The sequence below is a fragment of the Paenibacillus sp. JT22N7 genome (genome assembly GCF_059383875.1).
This window is the reverse complement of the sequence record NZ_JBXENY010000014.1, coordinates 19,540-37,064: the sequence shown is the minus strand read 5'-3', so window position 1 is coordinate 37,064 and position 17,525 is coordinate 19,540. Positions and strand designations below refer to the sequence as shown.

The 17,525-nt window shown below is 49.0% G+C and carries 13 protein-coding genes and 2 riboswitches; all 13 genes read left to right on the top strand.

Going from position 1 to position 17,525, the window contains the following annotated elements:
* Window positions 1-18: 18 nt before the first annotated feature.
* Window positions 19-106: riboswitch (cyclic di-GMP riboswitch) on the top strand.
* A gap of 78 nt (window positions 107-184) precedes the next feature.
* Window positions 185-273, top strand: a riboswitch (cyclic di-GMP riboswitch).
* Window positions 274-357: 84 nt separating this feature from the next.
* Complete coding sequence (locus AC50Y5_RS29130) at window positions 358-1,305, top strand: glycoside hydrolase family 26 protein (RefSeq protein WP_056037586.1); 948 nt, start codon at window positions 358-360, stop codon at window positions 1,303-1,305.
* Between the two features lie 420 nt (window positions 1,306-1,725).
* Window positions 1,726-3,924, top strand: coding sequence for a glycosyltransferase (locus AC50Y5_RS29125; protein ID WP_494865029.1), 2,199 nt, complete (start codon window positions 1,726-1,728; stop codon window positions 3,922-3,924).
* Window positions 3,925-3,992: 68 nt separating this feature from the next.
* Complete coding sequence (locus AC50Y5_RS29120) at window positions 3,993-5,240, top strand: Wzz/FepE/Etk N-terminal domain-containing protein (protein ID WP_494864938.1); 1,248 nt, start codon at window positions 3,993-3,995, stop codon at window positions 5,238-5,240.
* A gap of 32 nt (window positions 5,241-5,272) precedes the next feature.
* Window positions 5,273-6,157, top strand: coding sequence for a UTP--glucose-1-phosphate uridylyltransferase GalU (gene galU, locus AC50Y5_RS29115; protein ID WP_056037596.1), 885 nt, complete (start codon window positions 5,273-5,275; stop codon window positions 6,155-6,157).
* Window positions 6,157-7,485 carry a UDP-glucose 6-dehydrogenase TuaD gene (gene tuaD / locus AC50Y5_RS29110; RefSeq protein WP_056037599.1) on the top strand — a complete coding sequence of 443 codons (1,329 nt, stop codon included), beginning with the start codon at window positions 6,157-6,159 and terminating at the stop codon, window positions 7,483-7,485. The genes galU and tuaD overlap by 1 nt, the downstream gene beginning before the upstream one ends.
* Complete coding sequence (locus tag AC50Y5_RS29105) at window positions 7,466-8,992, top strand: lipopolysaccharide biosynthesis protein (RefSeq protein ID WP_494864935.1); 1,527 nt, start codon at window positions 7,466-7,468, stop codon at window positions 8,990-8,992. Before tuaD ends, AC50Y5_RS29105 begins: the two co-directional genes overlap by 20 nt.
* A gap of 25 nt (window positions 8,993-9,017) precedes the next feature.
* Window positions 9,018-10,160, top strand: a complete 1,143-nt coding sequence (locus tag AC50Y5_RS29100) for a glycosyltransferase (RefSeq protein ID WP_494864933.1) — start codon at window positions 9,018-9,020, stop codon at window positions 10,158-10,160.
* Window positions 10,161-10,203: 43 nt separating this feature from the next.
* Window positions 10,204-12,024 carry a polysaccharide biosynthesis protein gene (locus AC50Y5_RS29095; protein WP_056037606.1) on the top strand — a complete coding sequence of 607 codons (1,821 nt, stop codon included), beginning with the start codon at window positions 10,204-10,206 and terminating at the stop codon, window positions 12,022-12,024.
* A 43-nt stretch (window positions 12,025-12,067) separates the two neighbouring features.
* On the top strand, window positions 12,068-13,378 hold the full coding sequence (locus AC50Y5_RS29090; RefSeq protein ID WP_056037609.1) for an O-antigen ligase family protein: 1,311 nt from the start codon (window positions 12,068-12,070) through the stop codon (window positions 13,376-13,378).
* Between the two features lie 65 nt (window positions 13,379-13,443).
* Complete coding sequence (locus tag AC50Y5_RS29085) at window positions 13,444-14,193, top strand: glycosyltransferase family 2 protein (RefSeq protein WP_494865027.1); 750 nt, start codon at window positions 13,444-13,446, stop codon at window positions 14,191-14,193.
* Between the two features lie 38 nt (window positions 14,194-14,231).
* Window positions 14,232-14,807 (top strand): sugar transferase, encoded by a 576-nt coding sequence (locus tag AC50Y5_RS29080; RefSeq protein ID WP_494864924.1) that lies wholly within the window; start codon window positions 14,232-14,234, stop codon window positions 14,805-14,807.
* Window positions 14,808-14,823: 16 nt separating this feature from the next.
* Window positions 14,824-15,699: an SDR family oxidoreductase gene (locus AC50Y5_RS29075; RefSeq protein ID WP_494864920.1), complete on the top strand. Its 876-nt coding sequence runs from the start codon at window positions 14,824-14,826 to the stop codon at window positions 15,697-15,699.
* Complete coding sequence (locus tag AC50Y5_RS29070) at window positions 15,699-17,369, top strand: pectate lyase family protein (RefSeq protein ID WP_494864918.1); 1,671 nt, start codon at window positions 15,699-15,701, stop codon at window positions 17,367-17,369. Before AC50Y5_RS29075 ends, AC50Y5_RS29070 begins: the two co-directional genes overlap by 1 nt.
* Window positions 17,370-17,525: the final 156 nt, after the last annotated feature.

The following is a 17,525-nucleotide window of genomic DNA, read 5'->3' as shown; positions in this document are numbered from 1 at the left end:
ACTTTATACCTAGATCGTTTAACGAAAAGGCAAACTCAGGGAAACCTGATGTGCGCAAAGCTACAGGGGCTTCATTCCTAACGGAATATGCTCGCCAGCTACCGAATTCAACATCGATTCTTCCTTTATTAATCAAGGTAGACTTTGTTCTTTCGGGAGCAGGGACTATCTTTTTTTTATTGCTTACACGAAAAGGCAAACTCAGGGAAACCTGATGTGCGCAAAGCTATAGGGGCTTCATCCTTAAACAGGATATGCTCGCCAGCTGCCGAAGCCCGACATAGCCTCCTTTGCCTGATGAAGGTGCGGCGTGTTCTTCGGACCACGACCATCATTCGCTCGGGGGAGGAACTTACTATGAAAACTACAAAATTCGCTCTTACACTCCTTATGCTCGCTTCGACATTACTCTGGGCACTCCCTGCTAGCGCGCAAACCAACTTTTACAACGGAGCATGGATCGGCACTTGGCCGAACCAAAGCTTGAACAACATCGCTGCCTACGAGCAACTAATCGGTGGACACCAAGATGTTGTACATACTTTTGTCAACTCGAACCAAGGGATTAATGAATGGAAGGGCTTTATGGACTATGTAAATAATAATGGTTCGATTAACCTACTTACCCTTGAGTTTAAAAATAAAAATTACAAAGAATATTCGACTGCTGATATTAATAGAGGCGTAGTAGACGCTTACCTGAAACAAACGGCAAAACAACTGGTTAACTGGCAAGCAGCTAACAAAAACCCTGAAATTTGGCTTCGCATTTTCCACGAAGGCAATGGCAACTGGTACGGCTGGGGCGTTGGCGACAGCACAGTTAACACAAACGAGACTTACAAAGCGGCATTCCAACGTGTCGTTACGATTTTCAGAGAGCAAGGCGCAACGAATGTGAAATTCATGTACAACGTAAACGCTGAAAATGTTGGCAAAAACGCATCGTTTACAGCTATGTACCCAGGCGATGCTTACGTAGACCTGCTTTCGATCGATGGCTACAACTTTGGAACGAAAGAATCGTGGAGCTCGTGGAGAAGCTTTAACGACGTATTCTACGCTTCGTACCAAGCGCTGACAAGCATTTCGAGCAAGCCGATCATTATCGCTGAAACTGGCACAACAGAAAGCGGCGGCAGCAAAAACGAATGGGTTATTGATGCGATGAATCAAGTGCAATCGCCAGCGTACAGCCAAATTAAAGGCTTGATCTGGTTCAACGAGAACAAAGAGCTGGACTGGCATATCGATTCGTCGGCTGATAGCCTGAGCGCTTACCAAACGCTGCAAAAAACGCTTTAAAAGATTAGACGGGGCTAGTCGTCAAGTCCTGGTCTCAACTCTATCAAACACTGGCTGATATAATACTAAATAGGTATTCTGAGAAAACTCTAATTTCGCGTAAACCGCGTAAAATTAGAGTTTTTTCGCTTTTTTTCTACACTTTTGCCAATAAGATTACAATGTTAAGAAGAAAAATTAACTTTTAAAGGGGCAAGGATTGTGATAAGATAACTTTGAATTTGAGCCTTAGCCGCCAAAAATATCATATTTCCGGCCGATTTAACAAATATCGACAGCGAAATTAGACAGTATAGTCAATCCATGTTGTAGATTAGTCAGAAAAGGAATGGAATTATGGCGAATAAATAGAGCGCAAAGGATTGGGGTTATTTGAAAACAAAAGCTAGGTACATATTAACAACGCTATCCATTGCTATCATGATCGTGTATCTAGTATGGAGACTTGTACAAACACTCCCATCTGGCTGGTCATTAATTTTTGGATCGTTGTTACTATTTTTTGAAATCATTTCTATTTTTCAATCCGTTTTATTCCACATTCTTCTGCTAAAACCCACTGAAAGAAAGCCTGCGCCATTACCTGACAACCTTTATTCTGTGGATGTTACGATCGCTACCTACAATGAACCGCCATCCTTGGTTAGAAAAACCATACTTGCTTGTAAAAACTTGAATTATCCGGAAAATCTGTTAAACATTTGGGTGTGTGATGATGGAAAGCGAGCGGAAATGAGAGAATTAGCCGAAGGTTTAGGCGTTCATTATCTCGATCGTCCCGGAAATGAACATGCTAAAGCGGGTAATTTGAATCATGCGCTGACGAAGATGAAGGGCGATTTGCTCCTTACTTTAGATGCCGATATGATGCCCAAACCGGATTTTTTACAGCGAACGGTAGGATTTTTTGCAGAGAATGAGAAGCTTGCTTACGTACAAACGCCCCAAGTTTTTTACAACGAAGATATTTTCCAATACAACTATTACCAAGGGCGCAACATTCCGAACGAGCAAGATATGTTTATGCGGCTTATTCAATCTGGAAGAGACCGTTTTAACGCTGTTATTTATGTGGGCAGCAACTGCATCTTCCGGCGCAGCGCCATTGACCATATTGGTGGTTTCGTTATCGGTACGATAACAGAGGATTTGGCTACAGGGATGAAGCTTCAATCCAATGGATTTGATTCTTATTGCTTGAATGAGGTGCTGGCACTAGGACTAACGTCTGAGTCCATATCCGATCAAATCAAACAGCGGGCCCGCTGGGCAAGGGGCACGATACAGACGACGAGGATGTCCAATCCGCTTGAGGCTAAGGGTTTATCTTTGATGCAGCGCCTGCTTTATTTCTCCAACCTGCTGTATTGGTACTTTGGCGTTACGCGCTTTATGTACATATTGTCTCCTATGCTCTTTTTGACCTTTGGTGTGGCGATTCTTGAAACAAGCTTGAAACAACTGCTTATTTTCTGGCTGCCGTATTTCTTGTTCTCGGTTACCGTTGTACCTTATTTAACGAATAAGAAGCTTAATGTGTTCTGGAACAATGTTTACGAGACGGCCATGACGCCAACGCTATTCCTCGCAGCCCTTCAGGAAACAATCTTCCGCAAGGCTATTCCCTTTGAAGTGACGCCGAAAGGCATTTATCAGAACAAAACGTCTATTAATTATCGTTATATGATGCCATTGTTTGTTCTGCTTGCGCTGTCGATTGTACTGATGGGTTTAAATGTGGGGCGTATTGCGGGTGCAGGAGAAAATGAATTGCAGCCTATGCTTATTAATTTATTTTGGCTCGGTTATAACGGAGTATTCCTGCTTCTCGCGCTGTTGCTTGGTTTTGAACGCCCGCGCATGCGGGAGGCGGAACGCTTTGCCAAGGAGCTGCCGCTCACGCTTCGTTATATGGATGATGAAGAGCTGAAGATGGAAAACGTCAGGACACTGGATATTAGCGAGACAGGCTGCCGTATTTATACGGACTCGATTTTGCCGCTCCCAGAGCGCATGGAGCTGGATATTCCGTTATCCCAGGACGCTATACGCGTAGCTGCCGAAAAAATATTTTATGATAAGCATGGCTCCGGATTTCAGGTGGGCTTCAAGCTTCATTGGAGCAACATTGATGAGGAGCGCAAATGGCTTGCTGAAGTATATGGCAGTGCGGATGAGTTCGTTAAGGGCATTTTCCAGGCGGGCGTGTGGACTTCTGTGACCAGTTATCTTTCTAACTTCAAGTACACCTATAAGTCGATAAATCGCAAGTCCCCGAGAGTTAGGCTGAAGCGGCGCGCTTCGATCGTGGTCGATCAAGAAGAGCGCTACCGGACACAGCTGCTTGATATTAGCTACACGGGCTGCCGAATTGAACTCCCGCAGAAGGCGGCGATGCATGAAGGCAAGAAGGTCAGGCTGCAAATTATCGGCTCGGCGTTCGAGGCAAACGGTCGTCTTATCCGCGTAAGCTGGGCCAAACGCAATAAGATGACAGCGGCCATTGTATTCGATGAAGCTTTTGATTTAAGCCTGCTGCTGGGGGAGTCCAGCAGCATACCGCCAAGCAAGGAGCTGCGTTCTGGCATTGTACCAGCAGAAGCGAACTCCAAGTCATAGACAGTCTGAATAGGAATGAACGCCAGGCTATGACGGGCGAATGATTGTTTTGCAAGGGGATGAGAGATTTGGAAATACACAGAATGGTTAAGCTGATCATCCGCAGATTGCCGTTTGTCATTATTCCGGCACTGCTGCTGTCAGTCGCAGTGGGCTATGTGAAAATGCAAAGTCCTCCGTCTTATAAGGCAACGGCTGAAATTGTAATAACCTCACAAGAGACAAGTGATAATTTCACTTCCATTCAAGGCAGTCTCAAGCTGATGGATACGTATAATGTGATTTTGAAAAATCCACTGATTTTGGAGCAGGTAATTGCGGCGCTTGGCCTGCCTTACAGCACAGATCAACTGGCTGCCAAAGTTAGCGCGAAAAGCGTCGAGCTCTCGCAGGTTATCCGAATTACCGTAACCGATGGTGACCGTAAGCAGGCAGCGTCCATTGCCAACACCATCGTTAGCGTGTTCCGTTCGCAAAGCTTGGAGCTGTTTAAAATCAACAACGTAGTTTTATTGCATAAAGCAAGTGCGGAGAAGGCGGTTTATGTGAACCCCAATCCGTTATTTTATGTGCTGCTCGCATTTGTTGGCGGACTGATTATCCTATTGTGCTTATGGCTTCTGCTGCATATGATGTCGCGCAAGCTGCAGACAGCGCCGGAGGTGCAAGCGATATTCGCCGAGGTTCCGATGGAAACGACGAAGCTCGCCAGCTGGGCGGAAGCTGCTATCCCGTTTTATGGGGGATGGCTGAAGCGCCGTGCGGCAGAGGAAGCGAAGTCGCGTGCAATGCGTTACCGCCATGTGATGGAGAAAAGCGGGAAGCGTACATTGGCCTTTGGAACGCTTGACCGCAAAGGTGCGAGCGGGAATATCAGCAAGCAGCTGGCGCAGAAGCTGGCTGTGGAAAGCAAGGTCGCTTGGGTGAGGTTTAACCCGAACGGCAAGCTGCCAAGTACGGCTTCCGGCAAAAAAGGCTATGCGGAATGGTCAATTAGCCCAGGCTTTTATGGCAAAATCAAAACCGCCGGACAGCAGTTGGATTACATCGAAGTATGCGTGGTAGGCGGAGGCCTTTCCATGAAAACGTCGGCTGAGGAATTGATGGCGCAGCTTCGGGATAGCTACGAAGTTGTAATCTGGGAATTGCCTTCTTATGTTCATTGCTCGGAAGCGCAGACGATTGCAGAGCTGGTCGATTGGCATACGCTCGTGATCAAGGAGAACCGGGTACTCGCTCCGGTTGCACAGGAGTGGAAAAGCCGTCTTGCGGCAACGGATGTTCAGATAAATAGTATCGTGTTTATTGAAGTGTAACCACTTTTTATCTAACTTGGGAGGGATTTGCGATGAAAGTAACAAAAGCGATTATTCCGGCAGCCGGACTTGGAACGAGGTTTTTGCCAGCAACAAAGGCGATGCCGAAAGAGATGCTCCCCGTCCTGGACAAGCCAACGATTCAATATATTGTAGAAGAGGCCGTACAATCCGGGATTGAAGAAATTATTATTGTAACGGGTAAAGGCAAACGTTCGATTGAAGACCATTTTGACAATGCGTTTGAGCTGGAAGCGAATTTGCTGAAAAATCAAAAGCTGCATCTGCTTGAGAAGGTACAGGAAATTTCCAAGGTCGACATTCATTATATTCGTCAAAAAGAACCAAAAGGTCTCGGGCACGCGATTTGGTGCGCACGCAAGTTTATCGGCAATGAGCCTTTCGCCGTGCTGCTTGGTGATGACATCGTTAAAGGCGAGACGCCATGCACGAAGCAGTTGATTGATGCTTTTGAGCAAACGGGCAAATCGGTTATCGGCGTACAGCATGTACCGGATAAAGAAACGGCGCGTTATGGCATCATTGATCCATCTGAGGTGAATGATCGTTTTATTAAAGTGAACAATCTGGTAGAGAAGCCGAAGCTGGGCACAGCGCCTTCCAACTTTGCCATTATGGGGCGGTATGTGCTGACGCCGGAAGTATTCAATCTGATTGAGCAGCAAGAGGTCGGAGCTGGCCAGGAAATCCAATTGACCGATGCGCTGCAAAAGCTGAACCAAGTCGAGGACGTACTCGCATATCTATTTGAGGGCAGACGCTACGATGTCGGTGAAATTCCGGGCTTTATTTTGACAAATGTAGAGTTCGCACTCGAACGTCAGGAGTTTTCCGCAGATTTAATTAAATCGCTTGAACAGATTTTAAGCCGTGCGAAAAGTGGAGTGAATGCATAATGAAAGTTACGATAATTGGTACAGGCTACGTTGGCCTGGTGAACGGCGCTTGCTTCGCAGAGAAAGGCCATCATGTCATTTGTGCCGACATTAACCAAAACAAAATTGACCAGCTGAATGACGGTCAAATTCCAATCTATGAGCCGGGCCTTGCTGAATTGGTACACGCGAACCGCCAAGCGGGAAGACTTGCCTTCTCAAGCGACGTGGAAGCGGCTATTCAGGCTTCGGATATTATTTATATTGCAGTGGGCACGCCAATGTCGCCAACCGGCGAAGCGGATCTGACTTATGTTGACGGTGTGGCCGAGACGATTGGGAAGTCGCTGAACGGCTATAAAGTCGTCGTGAACAAAAGCACAGTGCCTGTTGGAACAGGCAAACGGGTAGAGTCGATCATTCGGGGGCATCTAGGCGGAAGAGAGGCAGGCTTTGATGTCGTATCCAATCCGGAATTTTTGCGTGAAGGTACGGCCATTAAGGATTGCATGAATATGGAGCGCGCTGTCATCGGCGCTGAAAGCAAACAGGCGATGCAGCTCATTCGCGAGCTCCATGAACCATTCAACACGACCATTGTCGAGACCAACATTGAAACGGCTGAAATGATTAAATATGCCAGCAATGCCTTCCTCGCGATGAAAATTTCCTTCATTAACGATATTTCCAATATTTGCGAGCGGGTCGGTGCGAATGTGGTCGATTTGTCTTACGGGCTAGGACTGGACAGCCGCATTGGAAATAAATTTTTAGATGCCGGTATCGGATTTGGCGGCTCTTGCTTTCCGAAGGATACCGAGGCACTCATTTCCATCTCCAAAAATGTCGGGTACGAATTCAAGCTGATTGAATCCGTTATTACGACGAACAAAAATCAGCCGATCCATTTTGTGCAAAAAATCGATACAATTGTAGGTTCTGTAGCAGGCAAAAAAATTGCTGTGCTCGGTCTGGCGTTTAAGCCGGAGACAGATGATATGCGCTCTGCGCCTTCGATTCCGATCATTCGCGAGCTTATCAGCCGCGGTGCTGAAGTGCATGCGTATGATCCGGTAGCGGTTGAACAAGCGAAGCTGGTTATTGGCACAGATGTTGTTTATTCGGATGATCTGCTGCAAACGGTCGACGGCTGCGATGCCTGCGTCATTTTGACCGAGTGGCCGCAAGTGGTGAAGATGGATTTGGATGAAGTGAAAAAGCGGCTTAAGCAGCCAATTTTGATCGACGGACGCAACATATTTGATTTGGCAGAGATGGAGAAGCGGCAATTCGTGTATGCTTCCATCGGCCGCCCGGATATTAACGCTTATGCCAGCCAAATCGGATAATCACGTGTCGGAAGCTGGCTTGACCCGCAGAACCCGCAAGGGCTTTCTGTGGGCATTCACGGGAACCGGATTGCAAAATGTCATCCAGATGGTCGTGCTTGTCGTCCTTGCCCGCTTCGTCGGTGCCGAGGAGTTTGGACTCATTAATATGGCGCTCGTAATCGTCAGCTTCTCGACCTTGTTTGCAAGTATTGGTGTAGGTCCGGCCATTATTCAGCGCAAGGAAATTAACACGGTCGACTTGCAGGTTTCCTTCTTTATTTCTTCAATGCTTGGCGTTGTAGTGGCAGCGGTGCTTTGGCTGTCCTCTGATCTGCTGGCAGGTTTTTTCAAAATGCCGCAGCTTGCAGAAGTGCTGGGCATATTGGCGCTCGTGTTTCCGCTCAATGGCGTTGCCATTGTATCTGAAGCTTTGCTGCAACGGGAGCTGAAGTTCCGTCAGCTATCGCTGTCGCAAATCGTATCTTATACGGCGGGCTACGGCATCGTCGGCATTATGCTCGGTGTGTATGGCTATGGCATTTGGGCGCTGTTAGCAGCGCATTTGGTGCAGACGGCTATCCGCTTTACGATGCTGATTGCCGCACAGCCGCCCCGGTTTCTGCGGGAAAAGACGAGCGGACATGCACAGGCAGCGAAATCGCTGCTGCGATTTGGCGGTGGCGCAACCATCGACAGCCTAAGCAATTATTTGGCGGTCCAAAGCGATAATTTGATCATTGGCCGCGGGCTTGGCGCAGCTGCGCTGGGATTGTACGGCAGAGCCTATCAGCTGGCAGTGCTTCCGGCTACGCTGCTTGGGCAAGTGCTCGATAAAGTGCTGTTTTCGTCGATGTCCAAGCTTCAGGATGATCTTCAGCAGCTAAAAGCCTCTTATATAAGAAGCATTTCTTATACATCCCTGCTTGTTGCTCCTATTAGCGTCATCTGTTATTTGCTAGCTCCCGAGATTGTCGCTGTCGTTCTGGGAAGCGGGTGGACGGAGGTCGTGATTCCATTCCAAATTTTATGCGTTGGCATGTTATTCCGTACAACTTACAAAATCAGCAATTCACTCGTATTGGCAAGAGGGTATGTGTACAAACGGGCTTCACGGCAGGTGCTTTATGTTCTGCTTGTTATCGCGGGCGCAGGGATTGGCATGCGCTGGGGCTTGTCCGGGGCCGCTTTCGGCGTTTTAATTGCCATAAGCTTGCACTACTTCAATATGCTGTACCTGTGTAAAACGATTTTGTCGTGCACGTGGCGGGAGCTGGGGAAGGCGCATTTGCCTGCGCTGCTCGGCAGTGTGTGGACGCTGATTGGCTTATATGCCGTGACGGAGGCGATCAGGCCGCTTGGGATGGTCAGCTTTGTAAATCTTGTAGTATCAGGCATTTTTGCGATGGTATGGTTTGCAGTGGTTGTACTGTTGTTCCCTAAAGTAATGGTACATACCAGCAGAACGGCGCTCCGGGGCAAAATGCAGCAGGTGCTGGGCAAGGTGCGCAGAAAACGGCAAGCTTAAATTTTCAGGCAGAAGGTGGTTTACAATGGTTCAACATAAGGTGGTTCATATGACAACGGTGCACCATCCGATGGATACCCGCATTTTCCATAAAGAATGCGCCTCGCTCGCGAATGCGGCCTATGATGTGACGCTGATTGCGACGGACCATCCGGATCTGGACCGAGTAAAACCGGCTTTCAAGCTGATCAAGCTTCAGAAAGCAGCGAACCGCTGGGTTCGTATGACGAAGAACAGCTGGCAGGCTTACCGGCTCGCGAAGCAGCTTGAGGCGGATGTGTACCATTTTCACGATCCCGAGCTGATTTGGGTAGGGTGGCTGCTCAAAAATAAATCCAATCATGTCGTTTACGACATCCATGAGGATTACGAAACGGGCATTCGGCAGAAGAAATATTTGCCGGTTTGGGCTAGAAATACGCTTGCGAGCATTTATCGCATTGTAGAGAAGCTTTGTATTAATCAGTTCGAAATTGTGCTGGCAGAAAAATATTACCGGGACAAATATTTGCGCGGCGTAGATGTGCTGAACTATCCGATCCTGCAGCCGATGGCGGACAAGCCTGCTGCAGACGCGGAAGCTGGCGCAGCGCAGCACGATGATGCCATTCATCTGCTGTACACGGGCAATGTCACATTGGATCGCGGCTCCGAGCTGCATGCTCAGATAGCAAAGCTGGATGAGCGCATTCATGTGCATTATGTAGGCAAATGCGCCCAGCCGATTGCAGACCGGGTTGCCGAAGCTGCCGGTGCTGCGGCGGATCGCGTAACGATCGACGGTGTAGAGAAGTTTATCGCCCGCGAGGCGATTGACGCTTATTACGCCGAGAGCCGCTGGCTGGCGGGTCTCGCACTGTTTCCGCCGACGGAGCATTATGCGAAGAAAGAGCTGACGAAGTTTTTTGAATATATGAATGCAGGGCTGCCGATCATTTGCTCCAATTTTCCAAGCTGGGAAGCATTCGTGAACCTTCATCAATGCGGCATTGCGGTCGATCCTAACGATGGGCTGGCGGTACTGCGAGCGATTAATGAACTAAAGAACGACCCGGCGAAAGCGGCGAGAATGGGACGTAATGGCCAGCGGGCCGTACGCGAACAGCTGAACTGGGTGCATGAAGAGAACAAGCTGCTTGGTTTCTACTCGCAGCTGCTGACCAAATAGAGTCTACAATTATAGTGAGTTGGTATAGGAGGAGAGAAGAGAGATGTGGAAAAAAAGAATTCCACTCTTGTTATTCGTTGATATTTTAACAAGTACGCTCATCACATTAATCTGCTTCGCCTTAATGTATGAAGGCGAAGGAGCGAGCTACTGGCATGCGGTGCTTATTTTTGCGCCTGTCCTGTCTACATCAACGATTTTATTCATGCTTCGTTACAATTTGTACCAGCGAATATGGAAGTATTCGAGCGTCGGCGAGCTTGTGTCGATTTTCAAAGCGGTCACGTTGGGCGTTATCGTCAGCGGACTGTTGTTTAGCGTTTTGAAGTGGGAGTGGGTGGATCTAGCTCTGCTGCTGTTCATCTTCCAATCTTCGCTGATCGTTAAAGGCAGCACGCGCTTTGCGCTGCGTCTCAGAAGCGATACCTACAACAAAAAAGGCACTGGCGATATCAAAGTATTGATTATCGGCGCAGGCGACTGCGGCTCGATGGTGGCTAAGGAAATTAAGCAAAACAAATACATCAACAACAGCTATCCGGTTGGTTTTATTGATGATGATGAGCAGAAGCGGGGCAACCGCGTTGGCGGCCTTCGCGTACTAGGCAATCGCAATGATATCGCCGCAGTTGTCGAGAAGCATGAGATCAACCACATCATTATCGCCCTTCCGGCGGCAAGCAAGAAGGATATTTCCGAAATTATCAATCTCTGCAAGGAAACAAGCTGTGAGCTGAAAATTGTACCGCGGCTGGACGACATTATTCTCGGCAAAGTGACGGCATCGTCGATTCGCAATGTCGAAGTAGAAGATTTGCTCGGCAGAAGCCCAGTGGCTATCGATCTCGAAGGCATCGCGAATTACGTGGAAGGCAAGGTTGTACTGGTGACGGGAGCAGGCGGCTCCATTGGTTCAGAGCTGTGCCGCCAAATTGCGCCGTTTAAGCCAGGCAAGCTGCTGCTGCTCGGTCATGGGGAGAACAGCATCTATCAAATTGATATGGAGCTGGGCAAGACGTTTAAGGAATTGCAGACGGAGGCGATTATTGCCGATGTACAAGACCGTGAGACGCTGTTCGCGCTGTTTGGCGAATACAGTCCCCAAGTCGTATTCCACGCAGCCGCTCATAAGCATGTTCCGCTGATGGAGCGCAATCCGAAGCAGGCGGTCATGAACAATATTATGGGTACGAAAAATGTAGCCGAAGCCTGTGACCAGCACGGCGTGGAGCGATTTGTTCTTGTCTCGACGGACAAGGCGGTCAATCCGACGAGCGTCATGGGTGCGACGAAGCGCGTAGCGGAAATTATCGTGCAGTCGATCAGCTTTTACAGCAAAACAAAATTTGCAGCTGTGCGATTCGGCAACGTATTGGGCAGCCGGGGCAGCGTCATTCCGCTGTTTAAAGCGCAAATTGCCGAGGGCGGCCCGGTTACCGTAACCGATCCGGAGATGATTCGTTATTTTATGACGATACCGGAAGCTTCCCAACTGGTCGTGCAAGCAGGCGCCTTCGCCAAGGGCGGCGAGGTGTTCATTCTCGATATGGACAAGCCTGTCAAAATTTATGAGCTGGCCAAAGACTTAATTCGCTTATCCGGCTTCGAGCCGTACCGCGATATTGACATTAAATTCACCGGCCTGCGACCGGGCGAGAAAATGTATGAGGAGCTGCTGACCGATGCTGAAGGCATGTCGGCTACACTCAACAACCGCATTTTCATCGGTAAGCCAATGGCGCAGGATATTGAGCCGGTCATGCTGGAGCTTCAGCATTTGGAAGGCATTATCCGTTCGGATTTGTCGGAGGTTAAAGCCTTCGTGAAGCGGACGATAACATCCCAGAACCGCAGCGCCGTATAGCTTTACAGCATACTTTTAAGAAGGAAAGAGAGGGTGGTCACTGATGTTAAAATCGAATGCATTTGGGGCCACGCTCTTGCCTGGCGCCAAGCGGAAGTGGGGGGCTTTGGCTGCCCCGTTTGCGATATTGGCGTCAGGGGAATTTCTGCTGGGCGTATTTTTATTATCCGGCTATATTAAATCGGGCATTTCCTTTCCCGTCGACTTAACCTTTTTTCTAATGGCAGTGACGATGCTTCTTTATTTTGTTCGCCTTATGCAATCCCAAGAGCTGCCGAAGCCGGCGCTAATTCCGCTGCTGCTGTTTGTGCTGCTGATTGGCTACATTTTGTTCAGCTTTTCTTATTCGACAAGCTATTCCTTCGCGATTCAGAAAACATCCCGTTTCATGCTGCTGACCGCCTGGTCCTTCATCGGGCCTTTTTTGCTTATTCGTGATAAAAAAGGGCTGGAGCGATTTTTCGTCGGCATTATTGCCGTCTCCTCGCTAATGACCTTTTATTGCCTGCAGATGTTTCTGGAGAAGCTGCAAGCTGGCCAATTCATTGGACAGATTGAGGTGCTTGGCTCGGATTATCTGTCGCTTGGCCGAACGAATGGCATCGCGGTTATCGCCTTGATCGGTTTATATTTATACAATCCGCTGCTGCGGACACCGGCCAAAATTGTCGCCAGCCTGTTCCTGGCGTTGACCTTTCTATCGGTTGCCGTCAGTGGTGCCCGGACGCCGCTTATTACGCTGGTCGGAACGATCGTGCTAATTATGTTCCTGTCTGTGAAAGTGAACCGGGGCAAAATTACCTTCTCCAAAGGAGTAGGCACGCTTTTTTTCATTATTTTGCTGCTCGCTGCGCTCGCAGTACCACTCGTAGCTTCTGGCGTAATGGACACCTTCATTTATCGCATCTCGGTGCTGTTTAATCAGCCGGGAGGCGGAGAATCGGCGGAAGGCCGGGTGGAGCGTTATGCGGTAGCGTGGCAAATGATACAGGATCATTTTTTCTTCGGCGGCGGTATTGGCAGCTTTACGATCGCTTTCGCCCATGAGGATGTATCGAATTATCCGCATAATATTTTTCTGGAGCTGTGGAGCGAGCTTGGGCTTGCTGGCGTATTGCTGTTTCTTGCGATATTCTGGGGTGCGGTTCGAGCAGCTGCGCACTTTATAGCTGGTAAAATGACAGACCGCTTCACTTTAGTTACTGTTTTCTCGGTAGTGTTCCTGTTCCTGAACGCCAATGTGTCTGGCGATTTGAATGAGAACCGATTGTTGTTCTGTTACGTAGCGATAGCCTGGCTGCTGCCCTATGCTACGCTCCAAGAGCGCAAGCCGCTGGATTTATTCAGGAAGTAGGCAGTAAGCCTGCCCGCGCCGCAAGCACCTAATGATAAGCTGGAGGGATATTCGTGTCTAATTTGATGGACCCGGTCGTTACGATTGTAACGCCGTCCTACAACTGCTCGCGTTTTATTAAGGAAACGATTGCTTCGGTCAAAGCCCAGACATTCACCGATTGGGAAATGATTATCGTGGATGATTGTTCATCGGACAATTCCTGCGAGATTATTGAGGCGGAAGCTGCGCTGGACAGCCGGATTAAGCTGCATCGCTTGCAGAAGAACAGCGGAGCGGCGGTAGCCCGCAATACTGCGATGAATTTGTCGAGGGGCCGTTATCTCGCCTTTCTGGACAGCGACGATTTGTGGCTCCCGACGAAGCTGGCGCTGCAGCTTGATTTTATGCGTACGCAGGATATCGGTTTCTCCTTCACGAGCTACCGGGTGATGTCGGAGGAAGGGGAGCTGACGGAGCGTGTGATCGGAGTAGTTCCTTCTATTAATTACGATACGTTATTGAAAAATACGATTATCGGCTGTTTAACCGTCATGCTGGATCGGCATAAGCTCGGCCAGGTGCAAATGCCGAACATTCGGGCGAAGCAGGACACGGGCATGTGGCTGTCGATTTTGAAAAAAGGGCATTTGGCCTACGGCCTGCCCGTTGAGCTGAGCTACTATCGCCTCGTGAAAGGCTCGATTTCAAACAATAAAGTGAAAGCCGTCTACAAAATGTGGCGTCTGTACCGCGATGTAGAGAAGCTGAACCCGTTTAAAGCCTTATGGTGCTTGACGAATTACGTTAAAAACGCCGTGTTTAAGAGATTGTAGAGATAGATGCCATATAGTGTGGGGAGGAGTGGAGACGCATGTACAATCAATTTGGGAAAAGAGCCTTCGATTTTATTTCCGCTGGCATTGCGCTGATTGTGTTTAGCCCGGTCATGCTGGTGGTGGCGATTTTGATCAAGCTGGAATCACGGGGCCCCGTGTTTTTCGTTCAGCAGCGGATGGGGCAAAATAACGAGCTGTTCGCCATTTATAAGTTCCGCAGCATGCGGACAGATACGCCGAACGTGGCGACGGATTTGCTGCAGGATCCAGCATCCTACATAACGAAGACGGGAAGATTTTTGCGAAAATCGAGCCTCGACGAGCTGCCTCAGCTCATTAACGTCGTGAAGGGGGAAATGTCGGTCGTTGGCCCAAGGCCTGCGCTGTACAATCAATATTCCCTTATTGAGAAGCGAAATGACCGGAAAATCAATGATATTAAGCCGGGCTTGACGGGCTACGCCCAAGTGTCGGGCCGGGATTCCATCTCCGATGACGAGAAGGTTCGTCTGGACGAGCATTATTTGCAGCAGATGTCCTTCGGCTTTGACATCAAAATTATTTTCATCACTATTTTCAAAGTTTTCAAAGCAAGCGATATTAAAGCTTAAGGCGGGGGTAGGAGCAATGATTCTGGTAACGGGCATAACAGGGCTGACGGGCCGATTTCTATATGAGCAGATTCAGCGGGATTTCAAGCGTGATCAAGTATGCTACATGGTCAGGGAATCAAGCGACGTATCCTGGATGAAGGAAGGCGAGCGTTTCGTCTACGGCAATTTGCGCGATGCAGACGATGTGAGGAAGGCTCTCGGCCATGAAGGTATAACGGAGGTGCTGCATCTGGCGCCGCGCAATCAACTGAAAAATGTGCTTGAAGCTTGCCTACAGCATGGCATCCAGCGCATTTATTACGTGAACAGCACCGGCATCTACAGCAAGTTCAAGAGCTCATCGCATATTGATTTGCAAAATGAACAGCTGCTGCGTGCCAGCGGTCTGACCTATACGATTATTCGTCCGTCGATGATTTGCGGCAATCATCAGGATGGCAACATCCATATGCTCGTCAAAATCATGAAGCGTTTTCCCGTTTATCCGATTTTGGGTGCTGGGGATGGCCTCATGCATCCGATCTACGCCAACGATTTGGCCAAGGTGCTCGTCTCGATGCTGAATCGCGAGGAGCTGACACGCGGCCAGGAATATGATGTCGCGGGAAAGGCGCCGCTGAAATACAAGGAGCTGCTTAGCCTGATCGCGGGGGCGATGGGCAAGAAGATTGTATTTTTGCATATTCCTTATAAGCTTGCTCTCATCGCGGGCCGAATCGGAGAGAAAATACCGAACCGGATTATTAATTACGAGAAGGTTCTCCGCTTGAATGAGGACAAAAACTTTGACTATTCCAAAGCGGCGAAAGAGCTGGATTTCAAGCCGATTGGCTTCGATGAAGCGATCGTGCTGGAAGTTGCAGCGCTTCGCAAGCATGGGACGATATAATGAGCCGATTCACGAGAGAGGGAAACAACAACACGATGAGACGCAGCTGGATTTGGGGAATTAGTTTGGTAGTCGTCATTTTGGCCGCGCTGGCTTTGCCATCGCTGAAGTCGGACAAGGCGCAAACCTCTACTACTGGCGGGAGCACAGGCTTCCATCTGGAGGTAGAGGGGAATCCGGTGGCGAGCGCTGCCGCAGCGACAAACAGCGCAGATGCCACTTATATCAATGTAGTGGATTACGGTGCAGTAGGTGACGGGAAAAAGGATGATTGGAGCGCGATTTCCAAAGCGATTGCCAAGGCAAAGGCGCTGCGGGATAAGGGACGGCAAGTAACGCTGCTTTTCCCGGAGCTAACGGAATTCCGCTCCTCCAAGGCAATTGTGATTCCAGCGAATATTTCGGTGGATCAGCGTGCCCCGCTCATTTATTCCGGAACGGCCTATGTGCCATTTCTGACGCTGGGCGAGGAAAGTACAGTAACGGGAGCTGAATATAGCGGCCTTAATGTTCGGAGAAGCAAGCTGGTCGATTGGTCCAAGGACAAGTCGCGCAAGTCCATCGGCATTCTTGTGATAAATGCGAACAATTCCGGTATCCACATTCAACGTGCTGAAAATTTCTCCGTAGGTGTAGAGACGATCGGGATTGGGACAGGCTTCGCCTATAATGACATTCGGCTTGGCAAAATCACCTCCAACCAAATCGGCCTAAAGGTGACCAACAAGCGCAATAAGGCCAAAGTATCCGGCTGGAACAATGAGAATTTGTATTCGGGCGGCAACTTTGCAGTCTGGAGCGGCAACAATACGTCGCAGAGCCGATACGGCATTGTCATTACGACGGAGGATGGCTCTTATACGAATAACAACAACAATGTATTCGTGAAGCCTAGCTTTGAGCTGAATCAGCGAAATACGACGGGCTCTGCCGAAAGTGTGCCAATCGTCATTGAACATGGTCTAAACAATACGTTTGATTATGTTCGCAATGAGACGAATGGCGTTTATATGGCCCGGTTGAAAAATAAAAGCAACAACAACACCTTTAACGTCAGCTACGGCGACGCCAAGCTGGATGACCAGTCGGAGTTCGGCAATCAAATTGTTTCGACGCAGGAATCGAGCTTTTTTGACCAGTTCACGCTGCGCGAATCGTTTAATTTGTCGGAGCGCTGGAGCAAGACGAATACTGCGGTCACGCTTGACGGCATGTCCTTCTTGAGCAATACGGGCGGAGAGCCTGCAGCGACGAATAATTTTGCCTGCATCAGCAGCAGCAAAGGCTTTGTTACTTTTGCCAATGGCTGTGTAGCTGTGGGTGCCATGGTTGATGTCTCGGTCGTTAAGCAGTTCGTTATTAAGCGGGCGGCGCAGGATGAGCTGGGTGGACGGGTTATTGTTCGCGGCTATGACAAAAATGGCAAGCAGCTCAGCAGCTCGGGCAATTGGCTGCGCGGCATGAGCAACAACAGCTTTTATTTCGCCGATACGTACGGCGGTGTTTATATGTCTGCTCGCGATATGGCGGACCCAATCTACTTCGACGTGAAGGATAATGTGAAGAAGATTTGGGTCGGCGTTACAGCTGGCAGCGGCAAGGCGGTTATTAATTCGTTTGGTATCTTTACGAGATCCACCCATTACCCTGCGGTTTATAGCGGCGGATAATAGGGCTTTGCTTGGTGAAGAGAGGGCTGCGCTGCGTGGACAGGTGTGGGGTTCGTGTGGTGTTCGATCGTATTTACTTGGTAGAAGGTTACTTGGCGGAAGAATAGTGTCAGCTGACTGAGATGCCGCTATTGATACGGATATAAGAAGAATGGG

What these genes read in the sequence shown, in the direction of transcription:
- AC50Y5_RS29130 (WP_056037586.1), top strand. Translation starts at nt 358, where the DNA reads ATGAAAACTACAAAATTCGCTCTTACACTCCTTATGCTCGCTTCGACA.
- AC50Y5_RS29125 (WP_494865029.1), top strand. Translation starts at nt 1,726, where the DNA reads ATGATCGTGTATCTAGTATGGAGACTTGTACAAACACTCCCATCTGGC.
- galU (WP_056037596.1), top strand. Translation starts at nt 5,273, where the DNA reads ATGAAAGTAACAAAAGCGATTATTCCGGCAGCCGGACTTGGAACGAGG.
- tuaD (WP_056037599.1), top strand. Translation starts at nt 6,157, where the DNA reads ATGAAAGTTACGATAATTGGTACAGGCTACGTTGGCCTGGTGAACGGC.
- AC50Y5_RS29105 (WP_494864935.1), top strand. Translation starts at nt 7,466, where the DNA reads ATGCCAGCCAAATCGGATAATCACGTGTCGGAAGCTGGCTTGACCCGC.
- AC50Y5_RS29100 (WP_494864933.1), top strand. Translation starts at nt 9,018, where the DNA reads ATGGTTCAACATAAGGTGGTTCATATGACAACGGTGCACCATCCGATG.
- AC50Y5_RS29095 (WP_056037606.1), top strand. Translation starts at nt 10,204, where the DNA reads ATGTGGAAAAAAAGAATTCCACTCTTGTTATTCGTTGATATTTTAACA.
- AC50Y5_RS29090 (WP_056037609.1), top strand. Translation starts at nt 12,068, where the DNA reads ATGTTAAAATCGAATGCATTTGGGGCCACGCTCTTGCCTGGCGCCAAG.
- AC50Y5_RS29085 (WP_494865027.1), top strand. Translation starts at nt 13,444, where the DNA reads ATGGACCCGGTCGTTACGATTGTAACGCCGTCCTACAACTGCTCGCGT.
- AC50Y5_RS29080 (WP_494864924.1), top strand. Translation starts at nt 14,232, where the DNA reads ATGTACAATCAATTTGGGAAAAGAGCCTTCGATTTTATTTCCGCTGGC.
- AC50Y5_RS29075 (WP_494864920.1), top strand. Translation starts at nt 14,824, where the DNA reads ATGATTCTGGTAACGGGCATAACAGGGCTGACGGGCCGATTTCTATAT.
- AC50Y5_RS29070 (WP_494864918.1), top strand. Translation starts at nt 15,699, where the DNA reads ATGAGCCGATTCACGAGAGAGGGAAACAACAACACGATGAGACGCAGC.